Source organism: Bradyrhizobium neotropicale, from assembly GCF_001641695.1.
GTDB classification, from domain to species: Bacteria; Pseudomonadota; Alphaproteobacteria; order Rhizobiales; family Xanthobacteraceae; genus Bradyrhizobium; species Bradyrhizobium neotropicale.
The window spans coordinates 1-25,396 of sequence record NZ_LSEF01000008.1; the positions used below are offsets into that span (position 1 = coordinate 1).

Here is a 25,396-nt window from a genome sequence, read left to right on the forward strand (position 1 = left end):
TAGGCGGTGTGGACTCTAAGGATTCCCTTTTGAGAGCAAATCAGATTCAAGGCTTCTTTTTGGGAGGCGGCCTTGGGTGTGATGGATCGTTTGGTGTTGAGCGACGCGGCCTGGGAGCGCATGGCGCCGCTGATCATAGGCCGGCCCGACCAGAAGGGTTCGACCGGGCGGGACAACCGGATGTTCGTGGAAGGTGTGCTCTGGATCGTGCGTACAGGCTCTCCCTGGCGCGACCTTCCGGAGGCGTTCGGAGACTGGAACAGCGTATTCCGGCGCTTCAGTCGATGGAGCATCAAGGGTGTTTGGTGGCGGATCTTCGAGGCGATGTCTGATGATCCAGACTTCGAATATCTGATCGTCGATTCCACCATCGTCCGGGCGCATCAGCACGCCGCCGGGGCGAAAAAAGGGGGTCTGAAGATCAGGCGCTTGGCCGCTCGCGCGGCGGCCTGAGCACGAAGATACATATGGCCGTTCGCGGCTTGGGGTGTCCTGTACGGTTCACGCTCACCGCAGGCCAGAAGGGCGATGCACCACAGGCCGCCGCATTGATCGAGGGACTGCCGGCCGAGGTCGTCATCGCCGATACAGCCTATGACGCCGATCATTTGCGCCAAGACATCGCCGCCAAAAAGGCGCTCGCCGTCATCCCCAACAACCCGTCACGCGCCCTCAAATATCCGCTCGACAAACATCTCTATGCCCAGCGCCATCTCGTGGAATGCTGCTTCTCCAAACTCAAGCAGTTCCGCCGCGTCGCTACCCGCTTCGAAAAGACCGCCCGAAATTACCGAGCCGTCGTCACTCTCGCTGCCATCGTCCTATGGATGCGATAAGTGTCCACACCGCCTAGGGCATCAAGCCAAGAAGCATCGAAAACTAATCCCGTGTCGGATGTGGGGGGCAGAACTGTCGCTGTACGGTTCGGCTGAATATCCACGCCTCGAAGCTCCGGCCCAGCCGGCATTCAGAGGCCCCGATGCCAGCATGAACATTGATTTGAGGCATTCCAGCCTCTGGGGCAATTGGGACGTTAGCTCGGCACGAGCACCCGGATATTGAACAAAATCGTGGTCGTTTATCCAATTTGACCGCTCTGGCGCTCGGCTCGCCCGCTCTACTCCCGTTTCCTCCGGTAGGAGCAAGTCTTGCGCGCTGGCAACCAAGCACGGCCCAAGAGGCGCTCAGTACCAATCTCCAAGGCCGGGCTGTCCATTCGGATATCGCGACGGCTCTAGCGTGCGGATTTTCGGACCGGAGCCATGACCAGGATCTTCGTGCGTTCAGGGGGAACCACCGCGGGCGCTTTTCGTCGGCCTCTAAATTCTCGATGTCAACTTCCGGTAATGATCGGCGCCGACGAGCTAGGCTCTGTGGCGCATCGCCAACTTAATTCGGAGAACTGGGTCCAACTTCGCGGGCTATGTGGCATGGCGAGGCTTGATTGACGAAAATGCGCTGGTGGGCGAAACGGCCCTTCTTCTTGACCGCTTTGGTTTCTTCCTGAGTCCGGGGACACAAATGCTCCGAACCTCGCCCGGCTATTCAAGGAATCTTCGACTACCAGGCCAAACGCATGGTCGGGCCGGTCAGTCGCATTGATCGGTGATGCAGCGTTTGTCGTAAGGCCCCATACGCCGATGGGTGTAGCGAAGGCGGCCGGAGATGCCATGGCGTAGGGCAGTTGTACCGAAGAAGTTAGTTAGCTTTTGTTGGCACGGAAAGGCTGGTTTGCCTCAACTCTCGGGCGGTTCCAGTTGCCGCGTTTTGATCATCTCCAATTACCGAAAGCTAGGCCAAAGCCAATCTGCGGCGCTTGGAATGCGAGCGAGACTACGCTTGATGGGTTTGTGTCTTTTTGGCGCTAGCTAACTCAAATTGGCCGATGATGGATTGGATCGAGAGCTCAAGTTTTTCAATCGGTTAGAAGGTGGCGTGTGCACGACGTGTGTACCGGGAGATCAAGAAAAATCTATCGAGAGCAGGTGCGGATCGTCGCTCTTTCCGTGCTGTGAGACCCACGCAAATTTCGACGCGTTGGAGAGTCAGGCCGCAAGGATGGGGCGCCGAAGTACGACTTGAGGCCTAGTCGTGCTCTTCGCGGGCAGCGCTCAGTGTTCGGTTTACGCCGAAGTGTTCTGCCGATCACAGAGAAGGAATGATGTCGGGGGTTCTGCTAGCAGCTCGATTGCGCCGCTCCGTGAGAATTGGTCAGATGCTACTCAACACAGCGCGCGTTTGGGTCAACAAGCGATCGACATCGCTCTCCGAAAAGACGAGGGGAGGGCGAATTTTCAGGCAGTTCGCGTGATAGCCGGTTGCCGAGATCAGAACGCGACGTTTGCGGAGCTCGTCGACCACGGCGAGCGCGGTCGTCGCATCGGGCTCCTTCGTGGCCTTGTTCTTCACAAATTCGACCGCGATGTAGAGCCCGGCGCCGCGGACGTCACCGATCCGGTCATCGCCGGCGGCGATCTCGCGTAGGCCGTTCTGGATCAGCGCGCCGATGTGGGCGGCGTTTTGCTGCAGGCCATCGTCGCGGATGACGTCGAATGTCGCCTTTGCAGCGGCGATCGCCACGGTGTTGCCGCCGAAGGTGTTGAAATAGCGCATTTCGTTGCCGAAGCGCTCGATGACCTCTCTTCGGACAGCCACGGCCGCGACAGGAAAGCCGTTGCCCATCGGCTTGCCCATGGTGACGATATCCGGTGTCTGACCATGGCGCTGGAAACCCCACAGCCGGTCGCCCGACCGTCCGAAGCCAGCCTGGACTTCGTCGGCGATAACAACGCCACCGGCCTTGTGCACGAACTCGGTGATCGGCTGCAGGATATTTGTGGGGTTGGCGTAGATGCCGTCGGATGAGAACAGCGAGTCCGCGATGAAGGCGGCGATCCCTTCACCCCGTCGTTCAAGCTCCGCGATCTCGTGGGCGACTTGGCGAACGAGAAGCTCGGCGATCTGTGCCGGGGGCACGCGGTAGGAATCCGGCGCGGGGATCCTGCGGACCCAGGTCCCCAACGGGGAGTTTTTGCCAAGCGACGGGGACAGCCCTGCTGTCAGGAACGAATTCCCCGTGTAGGCCTCGGACGTGATGATGATGCCCTTGCGGCCGGTCTGGTGCATGGCGATGCGCAGCGCCAGATCGTTGGCTTCCGAGCCGGTGCAGGTGAACATGATGTGTTCGATCGGCGCGCCGAACGTCGGAATGATCTCGGCGGCAAACTCGAGGATACCATCCTGGACGTAGCGCGTGTGGGTGCAGAGCGTCTGCATCTGACGATGGACCGCTTCGACGACGCGCGGGTTGCAGTGGCCGACCGAGACGACGTTGTTGTAAGCGTCGAGGTATTCGTTGCCCTGCGCGTCCCACATCTTCGTGCCGAGGCCGCGGCTGATCTGGACGGGCTCGGCGTACATCAGCCGGTAGGCCGGTCCCAGCAGCTCGCGGCGCTTGCGGATCTTGTCCTGAAGCGCGGCGTCAAGACCGTCCATGTTGTTGGGGTCGAAGCCGTTGACCATCCCGACATTGACCTTGGGCTTGGTGGGCGCGTTCATGATCGTGCTTCCTTTCAGATGCTTTCCAGGCGGACCTTTTCGGGTGCCCCAGCGAATGTCTCGCTGATGTGGTCGCGCGACCGCTCGAGGAAGTAGTGCAGCTGCTTCCAACCCCGGTGGGTGTTGCGCATGATGTAGCGGGCGTTGTCGGGAAATTGTTCGGCGCGCCAGGTGGTGATCAGCGCGCGCGCGATCACGCGGGCCATGACGAGGTGAGGCAGCACTTCCAGTTCCGTGCTCGTCAGGCCGGCGACAGACAGATAGCCCGTCAGAAGGTCGCGGCACGCATCGAACATTGTGTCGTCGCCGCCAGCATCGAGCTGGTTGAGCAACGCGGTCGAGACGTCAACGGCGATATAGGTTCGCACGGCATCGCCGAAATCGATCACGCCCGTAACGAAATTGGCGTTGGCGCGATCGGCGACGATGTTCGAGCGGCTGAAATCGTTATGTAGGACCTGACGGCGGCACTGCTTGAGTAGGCCCTCGATCTCGTGAAAGCGCTGGAGGCCGCGTTCCAGCATCCTACGCTGCTCGGGATCGCGAATGCCACCTAGAAGATGGGCGAGCTTCGGCAGATGCTGGACGTCCCAGGCAATCTCGCGCTCGTCGTGTGGATGACTGAAGTCGGCCATCGCCAGACGCAGCTTCGCAAGCACCGCGCCGACCAAAGCGCGATCAGCAGCCGTCATGTCGACGCGGTCGAGCGGCGTGCCCTCCAGATACGTCAGCATGCGCACCAGACGTGGCTGGCCATGGCGATCGATGTGCGTGAAGAAGGTCACACCATCGCGATCACGCACCACGCGGGGCGTCGGAAGGCCGCCGTCGTGTCTTGCCAGGTGATCGAGTAGATCCGATTGAAGCGCCAACTCATTCGGGTCCTCATCCGGGTTCGAGAACTTTACGATGAAACGCTCTCCCGCGGGCGTTGCCAGACGGAAGGTGTCGTCCTTTTCGGTTGCCAAACGATCGAGCGTGCCGGCGGCACCGAAGTGGACATTGAGAATACCAAGCGCTTCTTCGACGGCAATCGACTTGAACGGTGTGGCCAACCCTCCAGCGGTCAGCAGATTGGGAGAGGACATCGTGGATCGCTTTCGATGGCGTGTACGAGGGAGGGACGCATGCGTCCCGCCCGTTCCGTGATCAAGTTGTCGGCTGGCGCTGCGACGTATGCCAAGGCAGAGCGATGCGTTCCATGACGTCGACGGCGTAGAACAGGATGGTGCCCATGACGCCGAGCAGCACGAGGGAGACGAAGACGCGCGTCGTGTCGAACTGGCCCTGGGCCGTCAGCACCAGGAATCCCAGGCCTCGGCCACCGGCCACGAACTCGCCCACGATCGCCCCGACCAGTGCGAACGAAATCCCGACTTTCATGCCCGAGAACAACGAGGGCAGCGCGTTGGGTATTCGGATCTTGTAAATGATGTCGAACTTTGAGGCCCGGGTTGCTTTGGCGAGATTCAGCATGTCTGGGTCGACCGAGCGCAAGCCCAGCACGGTATTGATGACGATCGGAAAGATCGCCAGCATCACCGCAACAGCCAATTGCGAGGAGGCGCCGGTACCCAGCCAGATGACGAACAGTGGTGCCAGCGCCACCTTAGGCACCGAGTTCACGGCGATCAGCAGCGTGTAGACCGTGCGCTCGAGAAACCGCGACTGGACGATGCCGACGGCGAGGATCACGCCCAGTCCGACGGAGATCGCGAAGGCGATGGCCGTCGTCGACAGGGTGTGGAGCATATTACGGACGAATATCCATGGACTTTGCAAGAACGCCGCCCAGATCGCCGAGGGCGCGGGCAGGATGATGGCGGGCGGATTGAAGATCCGCACGACCACCTCCCAGAGCAGGATCGAGCCGATCAGGACGAGGACGATGTCCAGTGATCGACTGTCGCGCATGAACTTCGCGATGAAACCGTTGGTCATTCGTGGAGCACTCCCAGTTCGGCGAAGTGGTGGCGGATACGCTGGGCATAGACACCGAATGGATCGGTCTCGCGCACGGAGAGCGGGCGGGGGCGGGGCAGATCGACATCGAACATGTCGACGATGCGGCCCGGTCCGCGGGACATCATCACCACCCGGTCGGCGAGAAACACGGCCTCCGAGATGGAATGCGTGATGAAAATCACGGTCTTGTTGGTGCCCTGCCAGATCCGCGCGAGCTCGACATTGAGATCGTCGCGGGTCATCGCGTCCAGCGCGCCGAAGGGCTCGTCCATGAGTAGCAGGTCGGGATCGCACAGCAGGGCGCGGCAGATCGAGGCGCGCTGGCGCATGCCGCCCGACAGCTCCCACGGATGCCGTTTCTCGTAGCCTTTGAGGCCAAAGCGTTCCAGGAGCTGCATGGCGCGGTCGCGGTACTGCTCGCGCGGGTGGCCGAGAAATTCGGCCTGCAGCAGCACGTTGTCCAGAATGGTGCGCCAGTCCAGCAGCACGTCACGCTGGAACACCACGCCCATGCGGTCCGGCGGACCGATCAGGGGCTTGCCCGACACGGTGATGTTGCCGGAAGTGATGTTCTCCAATCCAGCGATACACTTGAGCAAAGTGCTCTTGCCGCAGCCGCTCGGACCGACGATGCTGTTGAACTGGCCGAGGCGCACATCCAGGTTGATGTCGCTGAGCGCGACGACCGAGCCATGCTTGGAGGGGTAGGTTTTCCCCGCGCCTCTGACCTGCAGATAGGTATCGGCGATCCGATTGGCTATCATGTTCATGGCGACCTCGTTAGCGCGGGACCAGATCGTTGGTGAAATAGTCGCTGGCCTTCCAGCCCGCGGGCACGACGCCGGCGCGCTCCATGCCGTTCAGCGCGGCGTCCCAGTCCTCGGTCGCTTGCCAGCCAATCGGCTTTCCCTCGGTGGCCGGGGTATTGAAGTATTCGATGGTCAGCTTGATCTGCTCGCGCAGGACGTCGGGGTTGAGCATCGCGTCGGGACGCTCGGCGAGCATGGCCTTGACGCCCAGATCGGGGTTCTTGGCGATCTCGGCCCATGCGCGCTGTTCGACTGCGATCAGCTTCTTCAGTGTGTCGCCGCGCTTCTGGATCGTCGCGTCGGAGGCGATCAGCCCGTAACTCGGGAAATAGAGGTCCGCCATGTCGGCGGTCAGGCATTTTGACGGTCTGGCAGCCTGCGCTAGCGGCAGGGCCGAAGCGACCGTCGACATCAGCCCGTCGGCGCGTCGCGACGTGTAGGTGCCCCACAGCGCCGCGGCATCGACGAATTCGATCGTCGTGTTGTTGCGGTCGAGCCCTCCGGCGGCGAGGAACGTGTCGATATAGGGCGCCCATGGGCTGGCGGCGAAAACGACAAGCTTCTTGCCCTTGAGGTCTTCGATCTTCTGGATCGGCGCGTCCTTGTCGACGAGCACACACAGGTCGGTGCGCCTGTCGAACCCCGCGATCGCCCTGACCTTGGCGCCGCCGTGGCGGGCCGCGGGCACGAGGCCGAGCTGAATTTGTCCGACATCTGCCTGGCCCGCGTTCACGAGCTGTAGGGTGTTAGCGGAGCCCCGGCCGTCCTGAACATCGACATCAAGTCCAGCTTCTTTGAACCAGCCTTTTTGTTGCGCGAGGTGCATCGCGGCGTGACTTCCCCAGGGCGAGAAGTCTAGCCGCACCGTCAGCTTCTCGTTTGCAAGGACGGGCCCGACAAAGGCCAAAAGCATCGCAAACGCGGCCGATGACAGAAGTCGCATATTTCTCATTTGTCCTCTCCAGAAGTGGGCTGGGTTGGCCATCCGCCCTTTTTATTTCAATGGCGAATTGTACTATTAGTTAGATAACAAGCAAGAGCCGAGATCGAAAAGTCTGAATTTCAGGCATTTTCTGCTAAAAAATTACGTTGCCGGCTCTGTGTGCGCCATGATACAGAACTAACCAATTAGTTCAACAGGGATGGCTTGCATGGCGATTTCGGCGACCAGGACCGCTCGGATCGGTGTCGACATTGGGGGGACGTTCACGGATTTAGTGATGATCGAGGGCGATGGCCGCCTGCATCACGCCAAGGTTCCATCGACACCCAGCGCACCCGAGGAGGCCGTCATCACCGGCATCTCGCATCTCGTGTCGGGCGCACGGATATCCGCTAGCGACATCAGCGAGATCGTGCACGGCACGACCGTCGGATCGAACACGCTGCTTCAGAAGGTGGGCGCCAGAGCCGGCCTGATCACGACCGCCGGCTTCCGCGATGTGCTGGAGATCGGGCGGCTGCGCACGCCCAACATGTTCGATCTGCAGTGGGACAAGCCGCTGCCGCTCATCCCGCGCCGCTACCGCCTCGAGGTCAAGGAGCGAATCGCTGCCGACGGCAGCGTCATTGAGCCGCTCGACGAGGCCGGCGTCATTGCCGCGGCCGCCACGCTTGTCGAGGCGGGCGTCGAATCCATCGCGATCTGCCTGCTGAACAGCTATCGCAACCCCGCCCATGAGCAGCGCGCTGAGGCGCTGATCCGCGAGCGCTTTCCTGCGGTCCAGATCACCACATCGGTCTCGGTCCTGCCGGAAGCGAAGGAATATGAGCGAACCAGCACGACGGTTGTGAATGCCTATGTCGGCCCCGTGCTGGCCGCTTACCTCGAGCGCTTGCAGGACGGCATCAAGAGCCTCGGCATCGATGCGCCGCTCCTGGTCAGCAACTCGAACGGAGCGCTCGCTTCGGCGGAGACGGCCTGCGCCAAGCCGGTGTTCTTCATTTCCTCGGGGCGTGCCGCGGGGGCCGTCGGCGGGGCGCGTCTGGGCGAAGCGCTGGCCCAGAAAAACCTCGTCATCTTCGATATGGGAGGCACCACGGCTTCAGCGTCGCTGGTGCGTGAGGGCGAATTGAGCCGGGTCAGCGAGTATGAATTCCGGGCGGGAATTTCGACGCCCAGTCGCTTCATCAAGGCCGGTGGGTACATGATGAGCGTTCCGACCGTCGACGTTGCCGAAGTCGGCAGCGGTGCTGGGTCGATCGCGGCGCTCGACAGTGCGGGCCTGATCCGGGTAGGACCCGTTTCCGCCGGCGCCGATCCCGGTCCGGCCTGCTACGGCCTCGGTGGCGACAAGGCCACCGTGACCGATTCCAACCTGGTGTTGGGCTATCTGCCGGAAGAGCTCGCGGGTGGTGCGAGGCGGTTGTCGAAGGCGGCCGCCGAGGCAGCCATCGTCGACCAGATCGGCAGCCAGCTTGGCCTCAGCACCAGCGAGGCGGCCTATGGCGTGCGCGAAGTGGTCAACGCGAACATGGCGCGCGCCATTCGTGCGGTGACCGTGGAGCGGGGCGTCGACCCGCGCGACTTTACACTGGTGGCCATCGGAGGCTCCGGCCCCGTCCATGCCGCCGCCATCGCCTCGCTCCTGTCGATGACCAGCCTGCTGATCCCTGCGACCCCGGGGGTGTTCACGGCAATGGGCATGCTGTCGGGAGACGTCGAACGCTACTTCACGGCTCCGATCGGCGGCGTCGTGGAGACGGTCGATCTCGACAATCTCGCGGCCGTGACCGACGAGTTGCGCCGGCAGGCCGTTGCCAACCTGCGCGAGGAAGGCATCCCCGAGAAGGCGATGGAGCTCCTGCCCGAGGCCAACATGCGGTTCCGGGGGCAAGAAATGTCGCTGGCCATTCCGTTCGCGGAGCCCTTCGATCCCGAGGCGGTGCGAACCGCGTTCCTTGAGACCTATCGCTCGATCTACAGCTATGTCTCCTCGGATGCCGTCGAAGTCGTCAGCCTCCGGATGACTGGCCGGGGCCTGCGCCAGGGCCGCCTGGACTTTCGCCAACTGTCGGCGGCCGGATCTGAAGAGGCAGGGCCCGTTGCGCGCCGCAAGGTTTACTTCGGCAAGGCCGAGGGCTGGATCGATACGCCGATCTACGACCGCACCCGTTCGCCGCGCAAGCTGACCGGTCCGGTCATTCTGGAAGCCAACGACAGCACCGTCGTCGTGCCGCCCATGGCGAGCGTCGAGCGTGACGACTTCCTGAACCTCCATATTCGCCTGTCCTGAGGAACGAAGCCATGGCCGAGATTTCCGCTCACGATCCGATCACCTTCGCCGTTCTGAAAAGCGCCGTCGAATCCATTGTCGATGACATGGCCTACACGGTGATGCGAACGGCACGTTCGCCCATCGTCCGCGACGTTCTCGATTACTCGACCACGATGTGCGATGCCAAGGGTCGTATCCTCGCGCAGGCGAAGACCGTGGCGCTGCATCTCGGCGCAGTTCCGGATGCCATGGATGCGCTGCTGAAGCGCTTCGGCGGCGATCTGCACCCCGGCGATGTGATCATTTTCAACGATCCGTACGAGGGCGGCATGCATCTGCCGGACATCTTCATGTTCAAGCCGATCTTCCATGGCGACGAGCAGATCGGCTTTTCGGTGGTGATCTGCCACCACTGCGACGTCGGCGGCCGCGTGCCCGGCTCCAATGCGAGCGACTCGACGGAAATCTTCCAGGAAGGCCTGCGTCTTCCGCCGCTCAAGCTTTATGATCGTGGCGTGCGCAACGAGATCGTTTTCGAGATCATCGGGCGGAATGTTCGCCTGCCGGATCTGGTGATCGGCGATCTCGAGGCGCAACTCGCAACCTGCGCCATGGGCGAGCGGGAATTGTTGCGCATCGTCGACAAATATGGCGCACCTGCGTTCAACCGCTTCCTGGGCGATTTCCTGGACTATGGCGAGCGTCTGACCCGGAACGAAATCGCAAACTGGCCAGACGGACGCTACGAGTTCACCGACTACATCGACGGTGACGGCTTCGACGAGGCGCCGATCCCGATCAAGGTGGCGATTACGGTGAAGGGCGACCACCTCGATGTCGACTTTAGCGGCAGTTCGCCTCAGGTGAAGGGGGCGATCAACTCGACGCTGTCGTTCGTGAAGTCCGCGAGCTATCTGGCGATCCGCTGCGTTCTCGACGCCGAGGTGCCGAACAACTCCGGCGTCTACCGTGCGATCGACGTGTCGGCGCCGCTCGGTACGCTGTTGAACCCACACTTCCCGGCGCCTGTCGCGGCGCGCGCGTTGACCGGCTATCGTGTCGTCGATGCGGTGCTGGGCGCCCTGGCTCAGATCGTTCCCGAACGCGTTGCGGCGGCCGGCGAGGGTGGAAACTCGGTCGTCTGCCTTGGCGGCTATGACAAGGTGACGCGGCTGCCGTTCGTAATGGTGGACATGATCAATGGCGCGCTGGGAGCGCGCGCCACCAAGGACGGCATCGACGCGATCACCAATCCCTCGCAGAACATGTCGAACATGCCGGTCGAGCTGATGGAATCGACCTATCCCATCCGGATCGAGGAGTATGCCCTGCGCGTCGACTCCTGCGGCGCCGGCGAGCGTCGCGGCGGGCTGGGGGTCGTCCGGCAGTACCGCCTTCTGGCCGAAGATGCGGTGATGCAGCTGCGATCGGACCGCTACCAGCATCGCCCTTACGGTCTCTTCGGCGGCAACGAGGGAGCGGCTTCGCGCAACCTGCTCAGCGTGGGCGGCAGCAAGTTCGAGCTGCTGGACAGCAAGGTGACGCGCAACGTCTCGCGCGGCGACGTCATCCGGCACGAGCAGGCGGGCGGCGGCGGCTATGGCAATCCGATGAGGCGCCCGCTGGAGGCGGTGCTGGATGACGCGCTTGATGGCAAGATCACGCCGGAATTCGCCAGCGAATACTACCGCGTCGTCATCAAGGATGGTCGGATCGACAAAAAGGCCACCGCGGACCTGCGCAACCTGCAGACGGAGGTGGCATGATGGCTGACTTGCGTCGTTTCGCGATCAATCAGATCACGACACGGGATTGGACCCTCGAACAGGCTGTGAACGGCTACGCCCGGCAGGGCGTCGCCGGCATCGGTGTCTGGACGGAATATCTGGACGCTTGTGGCATCCGTCAGGGCGCAAGGCTGATCCGCGATGCGGGTCTGTTCGTACCCAGCCTTTGCACCAGCGCGTGGGTCAATATTGCGGATCGCGCCGGCTTCGACGCCGGACTTGCGGAAAACCGCAGGCGTCTCGACGCGGCCGCCGAGATTGGCGCGACGGCTCTGGTTGTCGTTCCCGGAAGTCTTGCGACCGGTGAAAAGGATCTGCCCGCGGCCCGGTCGCGTGTGCTTGGCGCGCTGGAGCACCTTTTGCCCTATGCGCGGGAGGTCGGCGTGGTGCTGGGCATCGAGCCCCTGCACCCGATGTATGCCGCGGACCGCTCCTGTCTGAACACCTTTGCTCAGTGCCTCGACATTTGCCGCAGGCTTGGCAAGGGAACAGGAATCGTCGCCGACACCTATCACTGCTGGTGGGATCCGGAGTTCGTGCCGGGGCTGCGCCAGGCGGGGCCGGAAAATATCCTGACGTTCCATCTGGGCGACTGGCTTGTGCCGACGCGCGATGTATACCATGACAGAGGCATGGTCGGCGATGGTGTAGTCGACTTTGGGGCTTACCGAGCGGTTCTCGACGACATGGGTTACGACGGGCCGTTCGAGATCGAACTGTTTTCCAAGTTCGACTGGTGGCTTCGTGATGGTGACGAAACAGTTGCCGTGGCGGTCGACCGCTGCGCGCCGCTGGTCGGTGGAAGACAGAAGGCTCCGTGCTGAGCGCATTGTCGGTTGAAATGGTGGAGGGCAGATGGCGGAAAAACCCGCTATCCGAGATTCGATCCGAACGCAGGAAAAGATCCTCGCGGCAGCGCAGGTCGAGTTCGCGCGCCGCGGATTCGATGGCGCCCGTGTCGACGCCATCGTAGAGCGGGCCAAGATCAGCAAGAATCTGCTCTACCACTATTTTCGGAGCAAAGAGGACCTCTACATCCGCATTCTTGAGCGGACCTATGAGACCTTGCGCAGGCGTCAGAGCGACGTGTCAGTCAACGGCCTCGATCCACTCAATGCTATGATCCGCTTGTGCGAGAACACTTTTCGGGTCTTCGTCGAAGAGCCTGACGTCATCGTGATCCTGAATACCGAGAACCTGCATCGCGCCAAGCACATTGTCAAATCAACGATCATCCGGACGATGTACGACAAGCTATCGGAAAACCTGCGGGAAATTCTGCAAGCCGGGGTCCAGCAGGGAATCTTTCGCCAAGGCGTCGATCCTGTCGAGTTGTACATCTCTATGTCCGCGCTGGGATATTTCTACCTGTCGAACCAGCACACGCTATCCATCCTCTTCAAGCGAAAGCTGGGGGCGCCCGAGAACATCGAGCGGCGGCAGGCCCATCTCGTCGATATGGTTATAAGCTACCTAATGCGGAAACCCGAACCGGGCGATTGGACGCCGGCCCTCGCGCGCGGGTCCTGAACGGATACGACGCCGCCTCCCGACTCGATTGTGTGAACCGCGGGGACCGGTATGACTGACCGCCAGACCGGCCGGATCGTTGCCACTGCATTCGGTCCGATGCTCTGGGGAACGACCTATATTGTCTTCAGCAGAACGCTGCCCACGGACCACCCGATCCTGATCTCAGCTCTGCGCGCGTTGCCAGCGGGGCTCATTCTGCTCGTGGCGGTTCGTTCCCTTCCGTCTGTGAAGATTCTCTTGCCAGTCACGACCCTGGCGATCACCAACATCGGGTTGTTCTTCGCGCTGTTGCTCGTTAGCGCAGCGCGACTGCCCGGCGGAATCACCGCAACACTAGCGGCTTGCCAGCCGCTGCTGGTCGCCTTCATTGCCTGGCCCGTCCTGGGGCGTCGCCCAACCCTGCGCCAGTTCATCCTTGCCTCAATCGGCGTGCTGGGTGTCGCGCTGATGTTGTTGGACGGCCGATTGTCTCTCGACGCCGTCGGAATCCTGGCCGGTATCGGAGCCGCTGTTTCGATGGCGTTCGGTATTGTGTTGATGGAGCGTTGGCGCGGCCTTGCCACACCGCTGCAAATGACGACCTGGCAACTGCTGATTTCCGGCGTTCTTCTGCTGCCGATCGCTTCGGTGATCGAAGGCGTGCCCTCGGTTTGGGGACCGCAAAGCCTGCCTGGACTCGGTTATTTGATCGTCTTTGCGACCGCGCTTTCGTACTGGCTCTGGATCGGCGGGGTCCAGTTGTACGGAAGCCGTGCCTCGGTGCTCGCCTTTCTAAGTCCGGTTGTTGCGCTCGTTCTGGGGGCAGCAATCCTGAGCGAAACGCTCGGTCTGCGTCAGATTATCGGCATAGCGCTGGTGTTTTCCTCGATTGGATTGTCGATACGCCGATCTTGATCGAAAGAAATATTTTCGTCGAAAGCAATTACTGCGGCGTGACCTAAAGACGGGACTGCGGAGCATGTTTACTCTTGGTGAGGCTAGCGGTTCAGCTCATCAGCGTGGGGCGCAGGCGACAAAGCCCTCGCGCTTTTCCTTACCTTGTCTCAAACCGTCAGCGGGAGGCTCTGACTAGCTCAAGCTTGCCCATGATGGATTGGAGTGAGAGTTTAAGCTTTTCAGTGGGTTAGAAGGCGGCGTGTGCACGACGTGTGCACCGGGAGATCAAGAAAAATCCTGTAACAGCCAGCATCAGCAGTCTTTGTCAGGTGACGTGTGATGTCCGCGTGAGATCGGGCGATGCGCACAAACAAAGAAGCCGCGACATCTCATCTCGGTGATCTCTCGCCTAATATGTTGCTCGTCCTCCGGACAGGTCGAACACGGCGCCGGTCGAGAACGAGCACTCGTCGGAGGCGAGCCAGGCGACCATGGCGGCAACCTCCTCCGGACGGCCGGCGCGGCCCAGCGGGATCTTGGCCAGCACGTTCCAGTAGGTGTCCTCGGACATCTGCTTGACGAGCTCGGTGGCGATCACGGCCGGCGCGATGGCGTTGACGCGAATGTTGGTGCTCGCAAGCTCCTTGCCGAGCGATTTCGTGAGCGCGATCACGCCGGCCTTCGCCGCGGAGTAGCCCGTCATGCCGGCATTGCCTTCCTTGCCGGCGATCGACGCCAGGTTGACGATGTGTCCGGCATTCTGCCGTCGCATCGGCGCGATGGCCGCCTTGCAGCACAGGAAGGTGCTGGTGAGGTTGACGTCGAGCACGCGTTTCCAATCGGCAAGGCTGTAATGCTCGATACTGACCGTGGGGCCGGTGATGCCCGCGGCATTGACCAGCACGTCGATCCGGCCGAAACGGTCGAGCAGGCGCGCCATTGCGCCATCGACGCCGGCCTCGCTGGTGAGATCGACGCGTTCGTCGGCCTGGTCGGCCAGGTCCCAGACGACCACGGTTCCGCCGGCAGCAGCCAGCCGGGCGCGAACCGCCTGGCCGATGCCGCCGCAGCCGCCCGCGATGACAGCGACACGCGATGAGAAATCGAAGCCGGTCATGTTGTCACTCTTCCTTCCGCTGCCTCGGCAACGATCCGGCGGGCCGCAGCAAGCGCACGCCGGCCCCATTCTTCCGCGCCGAGTTTCGGCAGCCATTCGTCATTCGGGATTTCGAGGCTGAGCGGCAGATCGCCGGGCAATGCGCGCACGATTCCGCGCAGATCGATGCCGCCGTCGCCCGGCAGCAGCCGGGCACATCGGGCGGTGTAGATCAGTTCCTCGTTGGTTGCGGGAATGCCGGCCGGCGCGTCGCAGAGCTGGGCATAACTGAGGAGCTGCCGCGGCAGGCTTGCAATGTCCTCAAGCGAGGTGGCCGAGCGTGCGGCGTGCAGCGAGTCGACGAGGATCCGGCCGTTCGGCTCACCGGCATTGCTCACGATACGCAGCGCGGCCTTTGCATTCTTCACCGCGGTCCACGGCATGAATTCGAGATCGGCGGTCAGGCCATAAGGCGCAGCGGCGCGGCAGAACGCGGCGAACGACTCCGTCAGGCGCGCTTCGTCGGGATCGTCACCGGCGACCAGAATGGCTCGCGCCTTTAGCCGGCCGGCGGTCTCGAGGAACGAAGCGAAGTGATCGGGTTTGAAATCCGCACCCAGCCGCGCGATCTCGACGTCGAACACCGGCACGCCGGTGTCGTTGATCCGGCGGAAGGTCTCGCGCAGCATCGCAGCGTCGGTTGCGAGCGGCGAGAAGTCGCCGCCCGGCGCCGCGGGCGCGATGCGAACCCCGATTGCCTGGTAACCGAGCTTGTTGGCCAGCACGACGGCGTCGGGCGGCGCCATCGGCACTGAAGTGAGATAGGCGAGCGAATAAATGTGCCTCATGGCGATCGCCTCAGGCCAGCGGCGAGATCGCTGTCGGCAGCGCCACGATCGAGCGCATGTCGCCGGTCAGCCAGTCCGGCCCGCCCTTTGGCGGCCAGATACCCTTGGCAACGGACTCGGCGCGCACCGCGGCGCGCGCGTCGAGGCTCGCGAACGGCCAGATATGGGTGAAGCGCGGCGGCCCGTCGAGCGAATACATGGCGATCGCGAGCGGCGATAGCTTGACGCGCTCGGGTATCGCAGCTTCCCAAGCGGCGATCGTCGGCGCGACACCGCCATGCTTAAGCCGATAGGTCCGGACTTCGTAGACGCTGCCGTACTTGCCCGGCACGACCGGCGGCAGAAACGGGAACGGCGCATAGGTGTCGAAATTCATCTGCTTGATGGCGTCGCCCGCGCCAAAGGGATTGGACGTACGCAGCGCCCGTTCGCGCTCGCTGCGCCAGGTCTCGTGATCCGCAAAGGAACGCAGCACCAGGAGCTGATTGAGCTCACTGATCTCGCTGGCCCAGCAGCCGAGCAACGTGCCATTGGCCTTGGATGATCCGACATACTCGCCAATTCCTGCCACGGCCTTTGCCGCTGTTCCGAGCTTCACCGTCAGCGTTGCGATCTCGTAGAGCATGTTGTCTCTCCTTGCGGTCATGCGGCTGCCGACCTGTTGTTCTTGAGCGGAATTCCACCGGCGTGGTGAGCGGCGACGTAGCCGAACGTCATGGCCGGACCGAGCGTAATGCCGCCGGAAGGGTAACGACCGGCCATGATGCTCGCCATGTCGTTGCCGACGGCATAGAGGCCGTCGATCGGCTTGTGTTCGGCATCGAGCACCCTGGCGTGCTCGTCAGTGTTAAGGCCTGCGAAAGTGCCGAGGCTGCCGGCGACGATCTTCACGGCGTAGAACGGGCCGGCTTCGATCGGGGCAACACACGGGTTTGGCTGATGCGCCATTTCGCCCTGCACGCGATTATAGGGCGTGTCGCCGCGGCCGAAGGCAGGATCCTCGCCGCGCGCCGCGAAGCTGTTGTAGTGGTCGATCGTTGCGTGCAATCCTGCAACGGAGATGCCGCAGACGCCGGCTAGCGCCTCCACGCTCGCGCCTCGCTTCAAATAGCCATTGCGCAGCCAGGGTGTGATCGGGAACGGGATCGGCCGAACGCGGCCGAGCCCATAGCGCCTGAGGAATTTCGCATCGCAGATGGCCCAGGCCTCAGCCGGCTGCCCCACGGGCGTGGCGGCAAACAGCGCTTTCATCACGTCGTGATAGGAATCGGCCTCGTTCGCGAAGCGCGTTCCGTCGGCCCGCACCATGATCAGTCCCGGCTTGGCGCGCTCGATCAGATGGGGAAAGCGTCCGACCGAACCGTCGCGATGCGGTACCAGCGACACCGGGGCCCAGGCGCCGTTGTCGGATAGGTCGGTTCGCGTTCGCCCGCCGGCGATCTCGCCGAGGCGGATGCCGTCTCCGGTGTTGCTCTCCGGCGCCGCCGACCAGTGCTCGCGGCCGGTCGGTGCGTGCGGAAACATCACCGCCTTCCGTGCGGTGTCGTGCGGGAAGCCGCCGCAGGCGAGGACGACACCGCGCCGCGCGCGGATATCGAGCGGTGCGCCGTCATGGACGATTCGGGCGCCGGCGATGCGAGGACCTTCGGACAGCAGCGTCTGTGCCGGAGCTGATGTCATGATCCTGACGCCGAGATCGTCGGCGGATTTCACCAGTCGCGCGATCAGCGCATTACCGTTGACGAGATGCATGCCGCGACCGAAGCGCAACACGTCGAGCAGATGACGCGCAAGACGGCGTGCGACGTGCAGGAACGAGGTTAGCGACGAACGCGCGTTGAGGAAGTGCCGCAAATCTGCACCGGAAGCGATTCCCATGCCGAAGGGCGAAGTCTCGTCGAGTGGCGGCTTGAGATCCCGGACGCGCGGACCGAGCGCGCGACCGTCGAACGGCGCGGCGCACACCGAGCGTCCGCCGGTTGCTGCGCCCGGTGTCTTGCCGTGAAAATCCGGAATGGCATTGCCGTCGATGAAGGCAAGCTGCGTCTCGTTACTGAAGAAATCTACCATGCGCGGGCCCTGATCGAGAAACATCTCGATGCGGGTCTGGTCATATCCCTCGGCCAGCTCGTTGTTCAGATAGCGCTTCGGCTGGTCATACGTTTCGACGATGCCGGCGCCCAGCGCGAGCGGGTTGCGCGGAATCCACATCCAGCCGCCGGACCAGGCGGTGGTGCCGCCGAGCTGCGCCTCTTTCTCGACCACCACGACGTCGAGGCCGAGCACGGCGGCGGTGACCGCCGTAGACAGGCCTCCGGCGCCCGAGCCGATGACGAGCAGATCGCAGTCGAGGCGTTGACCGTTATCCATGAAGGTCTGTCTCTCGACCCGCTTAGGCAGCGTTGCGCGCTTGTGCATCGCCGAGTGCATGGCGCACGGCGCGATAGGCGAAGGTGATGGCCGGGCCAATGGTGATACCCGGTCCGGGATAGGTCCCGCCCATGATGGAGTTCGCTTCGTTGCCGCACGCATAGAGGCCCGTGATCGGACGGCCGTCGGCCCGCATCACCTGCGCCCATTCGTCGATGACAAGCCCGGTCGCAGCACCGATATCGCCGGGGTAGAGACGCACTGCGTAGTAAGGGGGAGCCGCAATCGGGCCGAGCGTCGGATTGGGGCCGACTGCGGCGTCACCGTTGACCCGGTGATAGGGCGTGGTGCCGCGGCCGAATTCGTCATCCTTGCCGCTTGCGGCATAGCGGTTCATCGCGGCGATGGTGTCTTCGAGGTTGGCCGCGGGAACGCCGATCTTGCGGGCGAGCTCTGCAACCGTCGCGCCCTCGGTCAGGTAGCCGTCGGCGAGATAGGGGGCGATGTTGCTCGTTCCCATGCGCACCATGCCGAGGCCATACTTCTTCAGCCCGACCGCGTCGGTGATGATGAAGCAGGGGATGCAAGGCACGGTCTTGTTGTGCTCGAATATCGCGCGCGCGAACAGATGATAGGAGACGGATTCGTTGACGAAGCGCCGTCCCATCTGGTCCACACAGACGGTGCCGGGCTTGCTTCGGTCCATGACGAAGTGCGGAAAGCTCGCGGTGCTGCCATCGGCGCGGCGCCGGATCGAGACCGGAGCCCAGAAAGCGCTGTCGAGATTGCCTTCGCCGAGACGCGCGCCTAGACGCAACGCGATGTCCTGCATGGCGCCGGTGTGCCCCGGTGCCGACGGGCTGTGGCTCTCGCCCTGCGGCAGCAACTCTCCGCGTCGCTGCGGATGCCTGTTGAACCCGCCGGCAGCCAGTACGACGCCGCAAGCGGCCGACACCTGCCGCATTGTGCCGCCCGAGCTGAGCTTCACGCCGGTGACGGCGCCGTTTTCGGTCACGAGGTCCTGCACTTCGGTCCCGAGCAGAATGTCCACACCGCGGGCGTTCAACGACGCCAGGAAGCGGCCGATCAATGCATTGCCCATGACCAGCCGCGATCCGCGCCGGCCCTTCAGCCTGTCACCGGCATAGTGCGCGAGAATCTTTGCCGTGTGGGCGAAGGAGCGTGCCGACTTCCTGATAGCGAGGAGGTGGCCGATGTCGGTGCGATCGACCATCATGCCGCCGAAAATCGTGAACTCCGGAATTGGAGGGCGAATCTTGTCGAGATCGGCGCCGAGGCCGCGGCCGTCATACGGGACCGGTTCGAGTGCGCGGCCGCGCATGGTCGCGCCCTCGAACTGCTGCTCGTAGTCGGGATGGGTCGCATAGGGACGGAACTTGACCTCGCTGTTGGCCTCGAGCGTTGCGACCGCCTCAGGCGCACTGTCCAGGAATGCCTCGCGCATCGCCGCGGGCGAATGGTTGCCGACCACGCCGTCGAGGAACTTGCGGACCTTCTCCCGGCTGTCGTCGGGATTGACGGTCTTGGAATGATGCGAGTTCGGCATCCAGGTGGTCGCGGCCGACAGCGCGCTGGTGCCGCCGACATATTCGGTGCGCTCCACCACGAGGACCTTGCGGCCCTCGATCGCCGCGAACAGTGCGGCGGCCATGCCGGCGGCGCCAGAGCCGATCACGATGAGGTCGTAGCGCGCGCTTTGTGAGATTGCGTCGATAGTTTTGAACATGGCGCTCACCTTGATCCGTCGCGCGTAAGCAGGAAGTCGATCATCGAGCTTTGCAGCGCATTATACATGTCGATGCCGGTCGAGGTCGGGCAGCCCAGACCCCGCGCCGCCTCGATAAGCGGGGAGACGGCTGGGCTGGTGATGACGCAGCCGACGAACGTGCCGGGCTTGAGCTTCGACACGTCGACCGGAAGCGGATCGCCGGCCTTCATGCCAAGGGGAGTTGCATTGGCGACCAGATCGAAGCCGGATGGATCGGCAGAACCGGCATGGATCTCGGCCCGGCGCAGGGTCGTCAGCTTCGCGATCAGCTGGTCGCGGCGGGTTACGTCGTTGTCGTGAATCGCCAGCGAGCGAACGCCGGCCTCGACCAGGGCCATGGCGATGGCCGAACCGGCGCCCCCGGCGCCGACCAGAAGCGCGCGCTTGCCGGCGGGATCGCCGCCATTGGCGCGCACCGCGCCGAAGAAGCCGAGCCCGTCGACGATGTCGCCGTGCCAGCCGCCTTCGGGCCGCCGGCGCATGATGTTGACGGATCCGAGCAGGCGGGATCGTTCGGTGGAGCTGGCGCAGAACTCGAAGCAGGCGAACTTGTGCGGCACCGTCACGATGATGCCGTCGAGATTGCGGATCTCCATTGCTGCGGCCAGAAGGCCCTTCAGGTGGGCCCCGTCGACCTGCACAGGGACGAGAATTCCGTCATAACCGCGATCGACGAAGGCCTTGGTGACGCCGCCGGGCGACTTCACCTGTGCGATAGGGTCACCGACAATGATGTTGAGGCGGGTTGCCCCGGTCAGGTTCAGGCTGAGCATCTTTTTTCTCTTGTTGTTAAGCCGCTCCGCGGGCCCGAGCCGCTTCGGTCTGGACGACGCCGAGCAGCCGGGCCTGCAATTCGTGATCGCGCTCGAGGATCGCCGCATCGCCGCTGAAGGCGATCTGGCCATTCACCAGCACATAGGCGCGATCGACGATGGGAAGGACGAGCTCCGCATGGTGCTCGACAATGACCATGGCCACTTTGCCGCGCAGCTTGATAAGCGCATCCATAACCTCCTTAACCACGGCTGGCGCGAGGCCCTCGAAGGGCTCGTCGAGCAGGATGAGCTTGCTCGGAACCATCAGCGCACGCGCGATCGCGACCATCTGGCGTTCGCCGCCGGACAGGCTTTCGGCCTTGGCGGAACGACGCTCGCGCAGGCGCGGGAACAGCTCGAACACCGCATCCAGTCCGAGGCCGCCTGGACGCGCAGCGAGCTGCAGGTTTTCAGCGACAGTCAGGTTGGGGAACAGCCTGCGTCCCTCCGGCACTAGCGAAATGCCGAGCCGGTTGATCTCGTAGGGCTTGAGGCGTGCAAGCGGCCTGCCTTCGAACACGATATCGCCGTTGCTGATGGTCAGCGTCCCGCAGAGGCTGCGCAGCAGCGTCGTCTTGCCGACGCCATTGCGGCCGAGCAGGGCGACGGCTTCGCCGGCGTGCACGGTGAGGTCGACAGCCTCGAGCACCGTGCTGCCGCCGTAGCCCGCGGAGACGCTGATAGCCTCGAGCAGGACCGCGGCGCGGGCACGGGCGATTCGCTCGATCGCCGGAGGCGCGGCCTGCGCACCGTCCTTGGCGGCTCCGAGATAGGCTGCGATCACGTCGGGGTTGGCGGCGACTTCCGAAGGCTTGCCGTCGGCGATCATGCGTCCCTGGTGCAGCACCGAGATGCGGTCGGAGATCGCGAGCACGCGGTCGATGTCGTGTTCGATCAGAAGCACGCCGTGAGTCTGCGCGAGCTTCTTGATCAGGTCGGCAACGATGACGCGGTCGGATTCTGCAAGTCCCGCCAGCGGCTCGTCGAGCAGCAGCAGCTTGGAATCGATCGCAAGCGTGATGCCGATCTCGAGCAGCCGCTTGGCACCGTGCGGAAGATTGACGCATTGTTCGGCCGCGACGTCGGTGAGGCCGACGGCATCGAGGATCGACCATGTCCGGGCGTTGATCGTGTCCAGGGCGTAGGCATCGGTGAGCAGGCGGCCCGATCCCTTGCGTTGGGCCTGCACCGCGACGCGGACATTCTCGAAGACGGTCAGGTTCGGAAAGATCGACAGGATCTGGAACGAGCGGCCGATGCCGAGGCGGGCGCGCGCATGCATCGGCAGCTGCGTCACCTCGGTGTCGTCGAACACGATCCGCCCNCCCGCCGCTCGGCTTCAGCGCGCCGGACAGCATGTTGAAGAACGTGGTCTTGCCGGCGCCGTTCGGTCCGATGATGCTATGAAGCACGCCGCAGCGGACCTCGAGGTCGATGCTCTTGGCTGTCACGAGGCTGCCGAAATTCTTGCTGAGCCCGAGCGTCTGGAGCAACAGCTTGCCGCGCTCAAACCCGGCGGCGCTGCTGGCAAAAGGGGCGATCACGGCAGGGCGCGGCGGGATATCGGGCCTCACGAGCGTCCAGCGCTGGCGGCCGAACAGCCGCTGCCAGAGACCCTGCATGCCTTCCGGGGAGGTCAGTGCGAACAGCATCAGGATCGGCGCGAACACCAGCCACCAGTTCTCTGTGATGGCCGACAGGCGGTCTTCGAGCAGGATGAAGGCAATGGCACCCCACAGCGGCCCGAGGGCGTGGTGAACGCCGCCGAGCACGGTCATCAGCAGGGAATCGCCGGCATGCTGCCAGCTCAGGTTGTTGGCGTAGACGCCTTCCAGCATCAGGGTCAGCAACGCGCCGCCGAGGCCGACGAAGGTGCCGGTCAGGATCAACGCGCCGTGACGGAAGCGGTGAACGTCATAGCCGAGACTGCTCGCGCGCTGTTCATTGTCCCGGATCGCCTGCAAAACGCGGCCGAAGGGGGAGTGCGCGATCCGCCGCAGCAGCCAGATGCAGGCCACGGTGACCGCCACCACGAAGACGTGAAACGACCAGGCGCTGGTGAAGCTCGTGCGGTGAACGCTCTGCAGTCCGTTCTCGCCGCCGGTCACGGCCGTCCATTTGAACGCGATCTCGAACGCAATCTGGGAAAAGGCGAGGGTGAGCAGTGAGAAATACAGGCCCTTGCGGCGAAGGATAATGGCTCCGATCGCGAGCGCGAGCAGGGCTGAGAATACGGTTGCGAACAGCAGCGAGACGAGGTCGTTGCCGTAGCGTCCGAGGATGAAGAAGGCCGCCGCATAGCTCGCGCAGCCGAAGAACACTGATGCGCCGAACGGCACGAGGCCGGTATAGCCGACGAGCAGGTTCACGCCGGCGCCATAGAGCGTGTAGATCGCGATTTGCGTGATCAGCGAGATCGGCGAGCCGAGCAGCGACCAGAGCGCGGTCAGCGCGGCCAGAACGAGGGCGGCGACGACCGCCGGATGACGTAGCGCAGAAAGATGTATCACTCGAACCTCTCCCAGCGTTCACCGAACAGCCCGCGCGGGCGGATCAAGAGGATGGCGGCCATCAGGATGTACATGGCGGCTCCCGACCATTCCGGCTGGAACTGAATGGTCATGGCCGTGGTGATGCCGACGAGAAGGCCGGCGACGATCGCGCCGAGGAAGGAGCCGAGACCGCCGATGGTCACGATGACAAAGGCCGGCATGATGGCGCCGGCGGCCATCGACGGCGTGATGGTCCAGAGCGGCGCCGCCAGCAATCCGCCGAGACCGGCGAGCAGGCAGCCGATGCTGAACACCCCGGTGAAGACGATCGGCAGGTTGATGCCGAGCAGCCCGACCATTTCAGGGTCACGCGAGCCGGCACGGATGATCCGGCCATAGGGCGTGTAGGCGAGAAACGCCCAGAACAGCACGAGCACAAGGACTGTTGTGGCCAGCACGAACATCCGGTACTTCGTGATCAGGATCGGACCATATTCGACAAAGCCTGCGAGGAACTTTGGCGCGGCGAACGGCACGGGCGCGCCGCCGAAGACCAGCCGCAGCACGGCCTCTGCCAACAGCGCGAGCGCGAAGGTCAGGATCAGTCCGAGCAGCGGCTCCTTGCCGTAGAGATGCCGGATCAGGACCATCTCGACGACCACACCGATCAGGCCGGTCAGCAGAGGAGCCGCGAGCGCGGCCCACCAGCCGAATTCCTTGTTCAGGGCATAGGCGAGATAGGCCCCGATCGCGAAGAAGGCGCCATGGGCAAAATTGACGATGCCGAGCATCCCGAAGATGATCGACAGGCCGATCGCGATCAGCACATAGAGGAAGCCCAGCACCAGGCCGTTGACGGCCTGCGACAGGATCATATCGAGCATGGCGTCATCCGTTGTTGGGTCGCGACGCACGATGCCACGGCCATTGGCAATGACATCGTGCGCCGCTTTGAAACGACGTCAGAGCGTGTCCATCTTGCAGGCGCTGTCGGCCTGCGCGCCGAAGGCCTTGGCGATATCGTCCGGCGTCTTCGGCAGTTCGGCCTTGACGTCGAAATAGTCCCACTTGTCGGTGATCTTCGGGTGGATGCCCGCAACGAGGAGGCGGCTCGTCATCTGGTGGTCGAAGTCGCGATAGCCGATGTCCATATCGCCGCGCCGATACTTCCAGTTCTCGAGCGCCTGGACGATGGCGCCGGGCTCGGTCGATTTCGCCATCTCGATGGAATCGAGCAGGCTCTTCATGCCGAGCCAGCCCATCCAGGCCTTGTCGGCGGCGGGCCGGCCGTATTTCTTCTCGTAAGCCGCCGCCATCGCCTGCTCCCCGGGCGAATTGTTCGGGTTCTTGTACCACCAGGTGATGGTGTAGAGGCCGTCGGCTGCCTCGGGTCCGACGCCCCACAGATCAGTATTGCCGACCGAAATCTCGGCGAAGGGAATCTTGCCCTTCATGCCGAGCTCGTTCCACTGCTTCAGGAACGTGGTGAGATCGCTGGCGGCAATGCCGCCGATCACGACGTCGGGCTTGGCAGCACGGATCTTCAGGATGAACGACGAATAATCCGGCGTTCCGACCGGCACCTCGTCGGCGCCGACCACCGTGCCGCCATTGGCGGTGATGTAGTCGGTGAAGGCGCGCTTGATGTCCTGGCCGAAAGCGTAGGACGCGGTCAAGAGGTACCACTTCTTGCCGATCGACGCGCAATAAGGCGCGAGGATGCGCGCATGCACGTCCACCGGCGGCTGGAGACGGAAGGTGTATTTGTTGCAGGACTTGCCTGTGAGATCGCCGGTGGCGGCATTCGCGGCGACGTAAGGAATCTTTGCCTTCTTGGCGACCGACGAGATCGCCAGCGCGAACGAGGACAGCGCGCCGCCGACCATGCCGACGACCTTCTGCTCGCCAACCAGGCGCTCCGCGCTCTGCTGAGCGCCCTGCGGATTGGGCTCGTCCAGCCAGACGATCTCGGCCGGCCGTCCCAGCAGCGTGTTGTTGCGTTGTTCCAGCGCGAGCATGCCGCCTTGGGCGAGATATTCCGCCTGATCGACGATCGAGCCGGTCTTGGCCCAGATCATTCCGATCTTGATCGGTTCGGAGGCGGCGGCGTTGCCGATATAGGGCATGCCGAGGCGCGATGCGGCGAGCGACGTGGCGCCCAGCAGCAATCCGCGCCGGCCGATACGTAACCCTGTCGTTGCGAGCGTCTTCTTCTGTTCGGTCATTTTCGATCCTCCCCT

At 63.4% G+C, this 25,396-nt stretch carries 19 protein-coding genes and 3 pseudogenes; 7 read left to right on the forward strand and 15 right to left on the reverse strand.

From position 1 onward, the window contains the following. Window positions 1-120: 120 nt before the first annotated feature. Together AXW67_RS39980 and AXW67_RS43560 are read left to right on the forward strand one after the other, a co-directional pair. Window positions 121-836 (forward strand): annotated as a pseudogene (locus tag AXW67_RS39980) (IS5 family transposase). 507 nt (window positions 837-1,343) lie between these two features. Continuing rightward, window positions 1,344-1,676, forward strand: a pseudogene (locus AXW67_RS43560) (hypothetical protein); the annotation flags it as partial. A gap of 535 nt (window positions 1,677-2,211) precedes the next feature. On the opposite strand, the gene AXW67_RS00795 reads toward AXW67_RS43560, so the two are convergent. The 5 genes from AXW67_RS00795 to AXW67_RS00815 form a co-directional block, all read right to left on the reverse strand. Then, window positions 2,212-3,558 carry an aspartate aminotransferase family protein gene (locus AXW67_RS00795; RefSeq protein ID WP_245315323.1) on the reverse strand — a complete coding sequence of 449 codons (1,347 nt, stop codon included), beginning with the start codon at window positions 3,556-3,558 and terminating at the stop codon, window positions 2,212-2,214. Window positions 3,559-3,572: 14 nt separating this feature from the next. Continuing rightward, window positions 3,573-4,646, reverse strand: a complete 1,074-nt coding sequence (locus AXW67_RS00800; protein ID WP_063675884.1) for a phosphotransferase — start codon at window positions 4,644-4,646, stop codon at window positions 3,573-3,575. A 61-nt stretch (window positions 4,647-4,707) separates the two neighbouring features. Beyond that, window positions 4,708-5,499, reverse strand: coding sequence for an ABC transporter permease (locus AXW67_RS00805; protein ID WP_082907707.1), 792 nt, complete (start codon window positions 5,497-5,499; stop codon window positions 4,708-4,710). Further along, window positions 5,496-6,293, reverse strand: coding sequence for an ABC transporter ATP-binding protein (locus AXW67_RS00810; RefSeq protein ID WP_063675886.1), 798 nt, complete (start codon window positions 6,291-6,293; stop codon window positions 5,496-5,498). Before AXW67_RS00810 ends, AXW67_RS00805 begins: the two co-directional genes overlap by 4 nt. Before the next feature lie 10 nt (window positions 6,294-6,303). Further along, window positions 6,304-7,284: an ABC transporter substrate-binding protein gene (locus AXW67_RS00815; RefSeq protein WP_082907708.1), complete on the reverse strand. Its 981-nt coding sequence runs from the start codon at window positions 7,282-7,284 to the stop codon at window positions 6,304-6,306. A 199-nt stretch (window positions 7,285-7,483) separates the two neighbouring features. On the opposite strand from AXW67_RS00815, the gene AXW67_RS00820 reads away from it, so the two are divergent. Genes AXW67_RS00820 through AXW67_RS00840 form a run of 5 tightly spaced genes read left to right on the forward strand, consistent with a single transcriptional unit; the run spans window position 7,484 to window position 13,764 of the window. Then, on the forward strand, window positions 7,484-9,568 hold the full coding sequence (locus AXW67_RS00820) for a hydantoinase/oxoprolinase family protein (protein ID WP_063675890.1): 2,085 nt from the start codon (window positions 7,484-7,486) through the stop codon (window positions 9,566-9,568). An 11-nt stretch (window positions 9,569-9,579) separates the two neighbouring features. After that, window positions 9,580-11,316 (forward strand): hydantoinase B/oxoprolinase family protein, encoded by a 1,737-nt coding sequence (locus AXW67_RS00825; protein ID WP_063675892.1) that lies wholly within the window; start codon window positions 9,580-9,582, stop codon window positions 11,314-11,316. Next, on the forward strand, window positions 11,313-12,161 hold the full coding sequence (locus AXW67_RS00830; RefSeq protein ID WP_063675894.1) for a sugar phosphate isomerase/epimerase family protein: 849 nt from the start codon (window positions 11,313-11,315) through the stop codon (window positions 12,159-12,161). Before AXW67_RS00825 ends, AXW67_RS00830 begins: the two co-directional genes overlap by 4 nt. A gap of 31 nt (window positions 12,162-12,192) precedes the next feature. Next, entirely contained in the window at window positions 12,193-12,867 is a 675-nt protein-coding gene (locus tag AXW67_RS00835) for a TetR/AcrR family transcriptional regulator (protein ID WP_051311039.1), read from the forward strand. Window positions 12,868-12,918: 51 nt separating this feature from the next. Continuing rightward, window positions 12,919-13,764 (forward strand): EamA family transporter, encoded by an 846-nt coding sequence (locus AXW67_RS00840; protein ID WP_063675896.1) that lies wholly within the window; start codon window positions 12,919-12,921, stop codon window positions 13,762-13,764. 391 nt (window positions 13,765-14,155) lie between these two features. Here AXW67_RS00840 and AXW67_RS00845 read toward each other — a convergent pair whose 3' ends face one another. The 10 genes and pseudogenes from AXW67_RS00845 to AXW67_RS00885 form a co-directional block, all read right to left on the reverse strand. Beyond that, window positions 14,156-14,863, reverse strand: coding sequence for an SDR family oxidoreductase (locus tag AXW67_RS00845; RefSeq protein ID WP_063675898.1), 708 nt, complete (start codon window positions 14,861-14,863; stop codon window positions 14,156-14,158). Further along, the gene (locus tag AXW67_RS00850) at window positions 14,860-15,690 is read right to left on the reverse strand and encodes a sugar phosphate isomerase/epimerase family protein (protein ID WP_063675899.1); all 831 of its coding nucleotides are present in this window, start codon (window positions 15,688-15,690) and stop codon (window positions 14,860-14,862) included. Before AXW67_RS00850 ends, AXW67_RS00845 begins: the two co-directional genes overlap by 4 nt. Before the next feature lie 10 nt (window positions 15,691-15,700). Then, a complete protein-coding gene (locus AXW67_RS00855) occupies window positions 15,701-16,315 on the reverse strand; it encodes an NIPSNAP family protein (RefSeq protein WP_063676083.1) in 615 nt (204 codons plus the stop codon). Between the two features lie 17 nt (window positions 16,316-16,332). Further along, window positions 16,333-18,060 carry an FAD-dependent oxidoreductase gene (locus tag AXW67_RS00860; RefSeq protein WP_063676085.1) on the reverse strand — a complete coding sequence of 576 codons (1,728 nt, stop codon included), beginning with the start codon at window positions 18,058-18,060 and terminating at the stop codon, window positions 16,333-16,335. A gap of 22 nt (window positions 18,061-18,082) precedes the next feature. Then, window positions 18,083-19,807, reverse strand: a complete 1,725-nt coding sequence (locus AXW67_RS00865; RefSeq protein ID WP_063676087.1) for an FAD-dependent oxidoreductase — start codon at window positions 19,805-19,807, stop codon at window positions 18,083-18,085. Between the two features lie 5 nt (window positions 19,808-19,812). Further along, entirely contained in the window at window positions 19,813-20,622 is an 810-nt protein-coding gene (locus tag AXW67_RS00870) for a shikimate dehydrogenase family protein (protein WP_063675900.1), read from the reverse strand. 16 nt (window positions 20,623-20,638) lie between these two features. Next, a partial coding sequence (locus AXW67_RS43565; RefSeq protein WP_245315327.1) for an ATP-binding cassette domain-containing protein occupies window positions 20,639-21,988 on the reverse strand: 1,350 nt, incomplete at its 5' end. Between the two features lies 1 nt (window position 21,989). After that, window positions 21,990-23,174 (reverse strand): annotated as a pseudogene (locus AXW67_RS43570) (branched-chain amino acid ABC transporter permease); the annotation flags it as partial. Further along, window positions 23,171-24,040: a branched-chain amino acid ABC transporter permease gene (locus AXW67_RS00880; protein WP_063675901.1), complete on the reverse strand. Its 870-nt coding sequence runs from the start codon at window positions 24,038-24,040 to the stop codon at window positions 23,171-23,173. The pseudogene AXW67_RS43570 and the gene AXW67_RS00880, both read right to left, overlap by 4 nt. A gap of 78 nt (window positions 24,041-24,118) precedes the next feature. Next, complete coding sequence (locus AXW67_RS00885) at window positions 24,119-25,381, reverse strand: ABC transporter substrate-binding protein (RefSeq protein WP_063675902.1); 1,263 nt, start codon at window positions 25,379-25,381, stop codon at window positions 24,119-24,121. Between the last annotated feature and the right edge of the window lie 15 nt (window positions 25,382-25,396).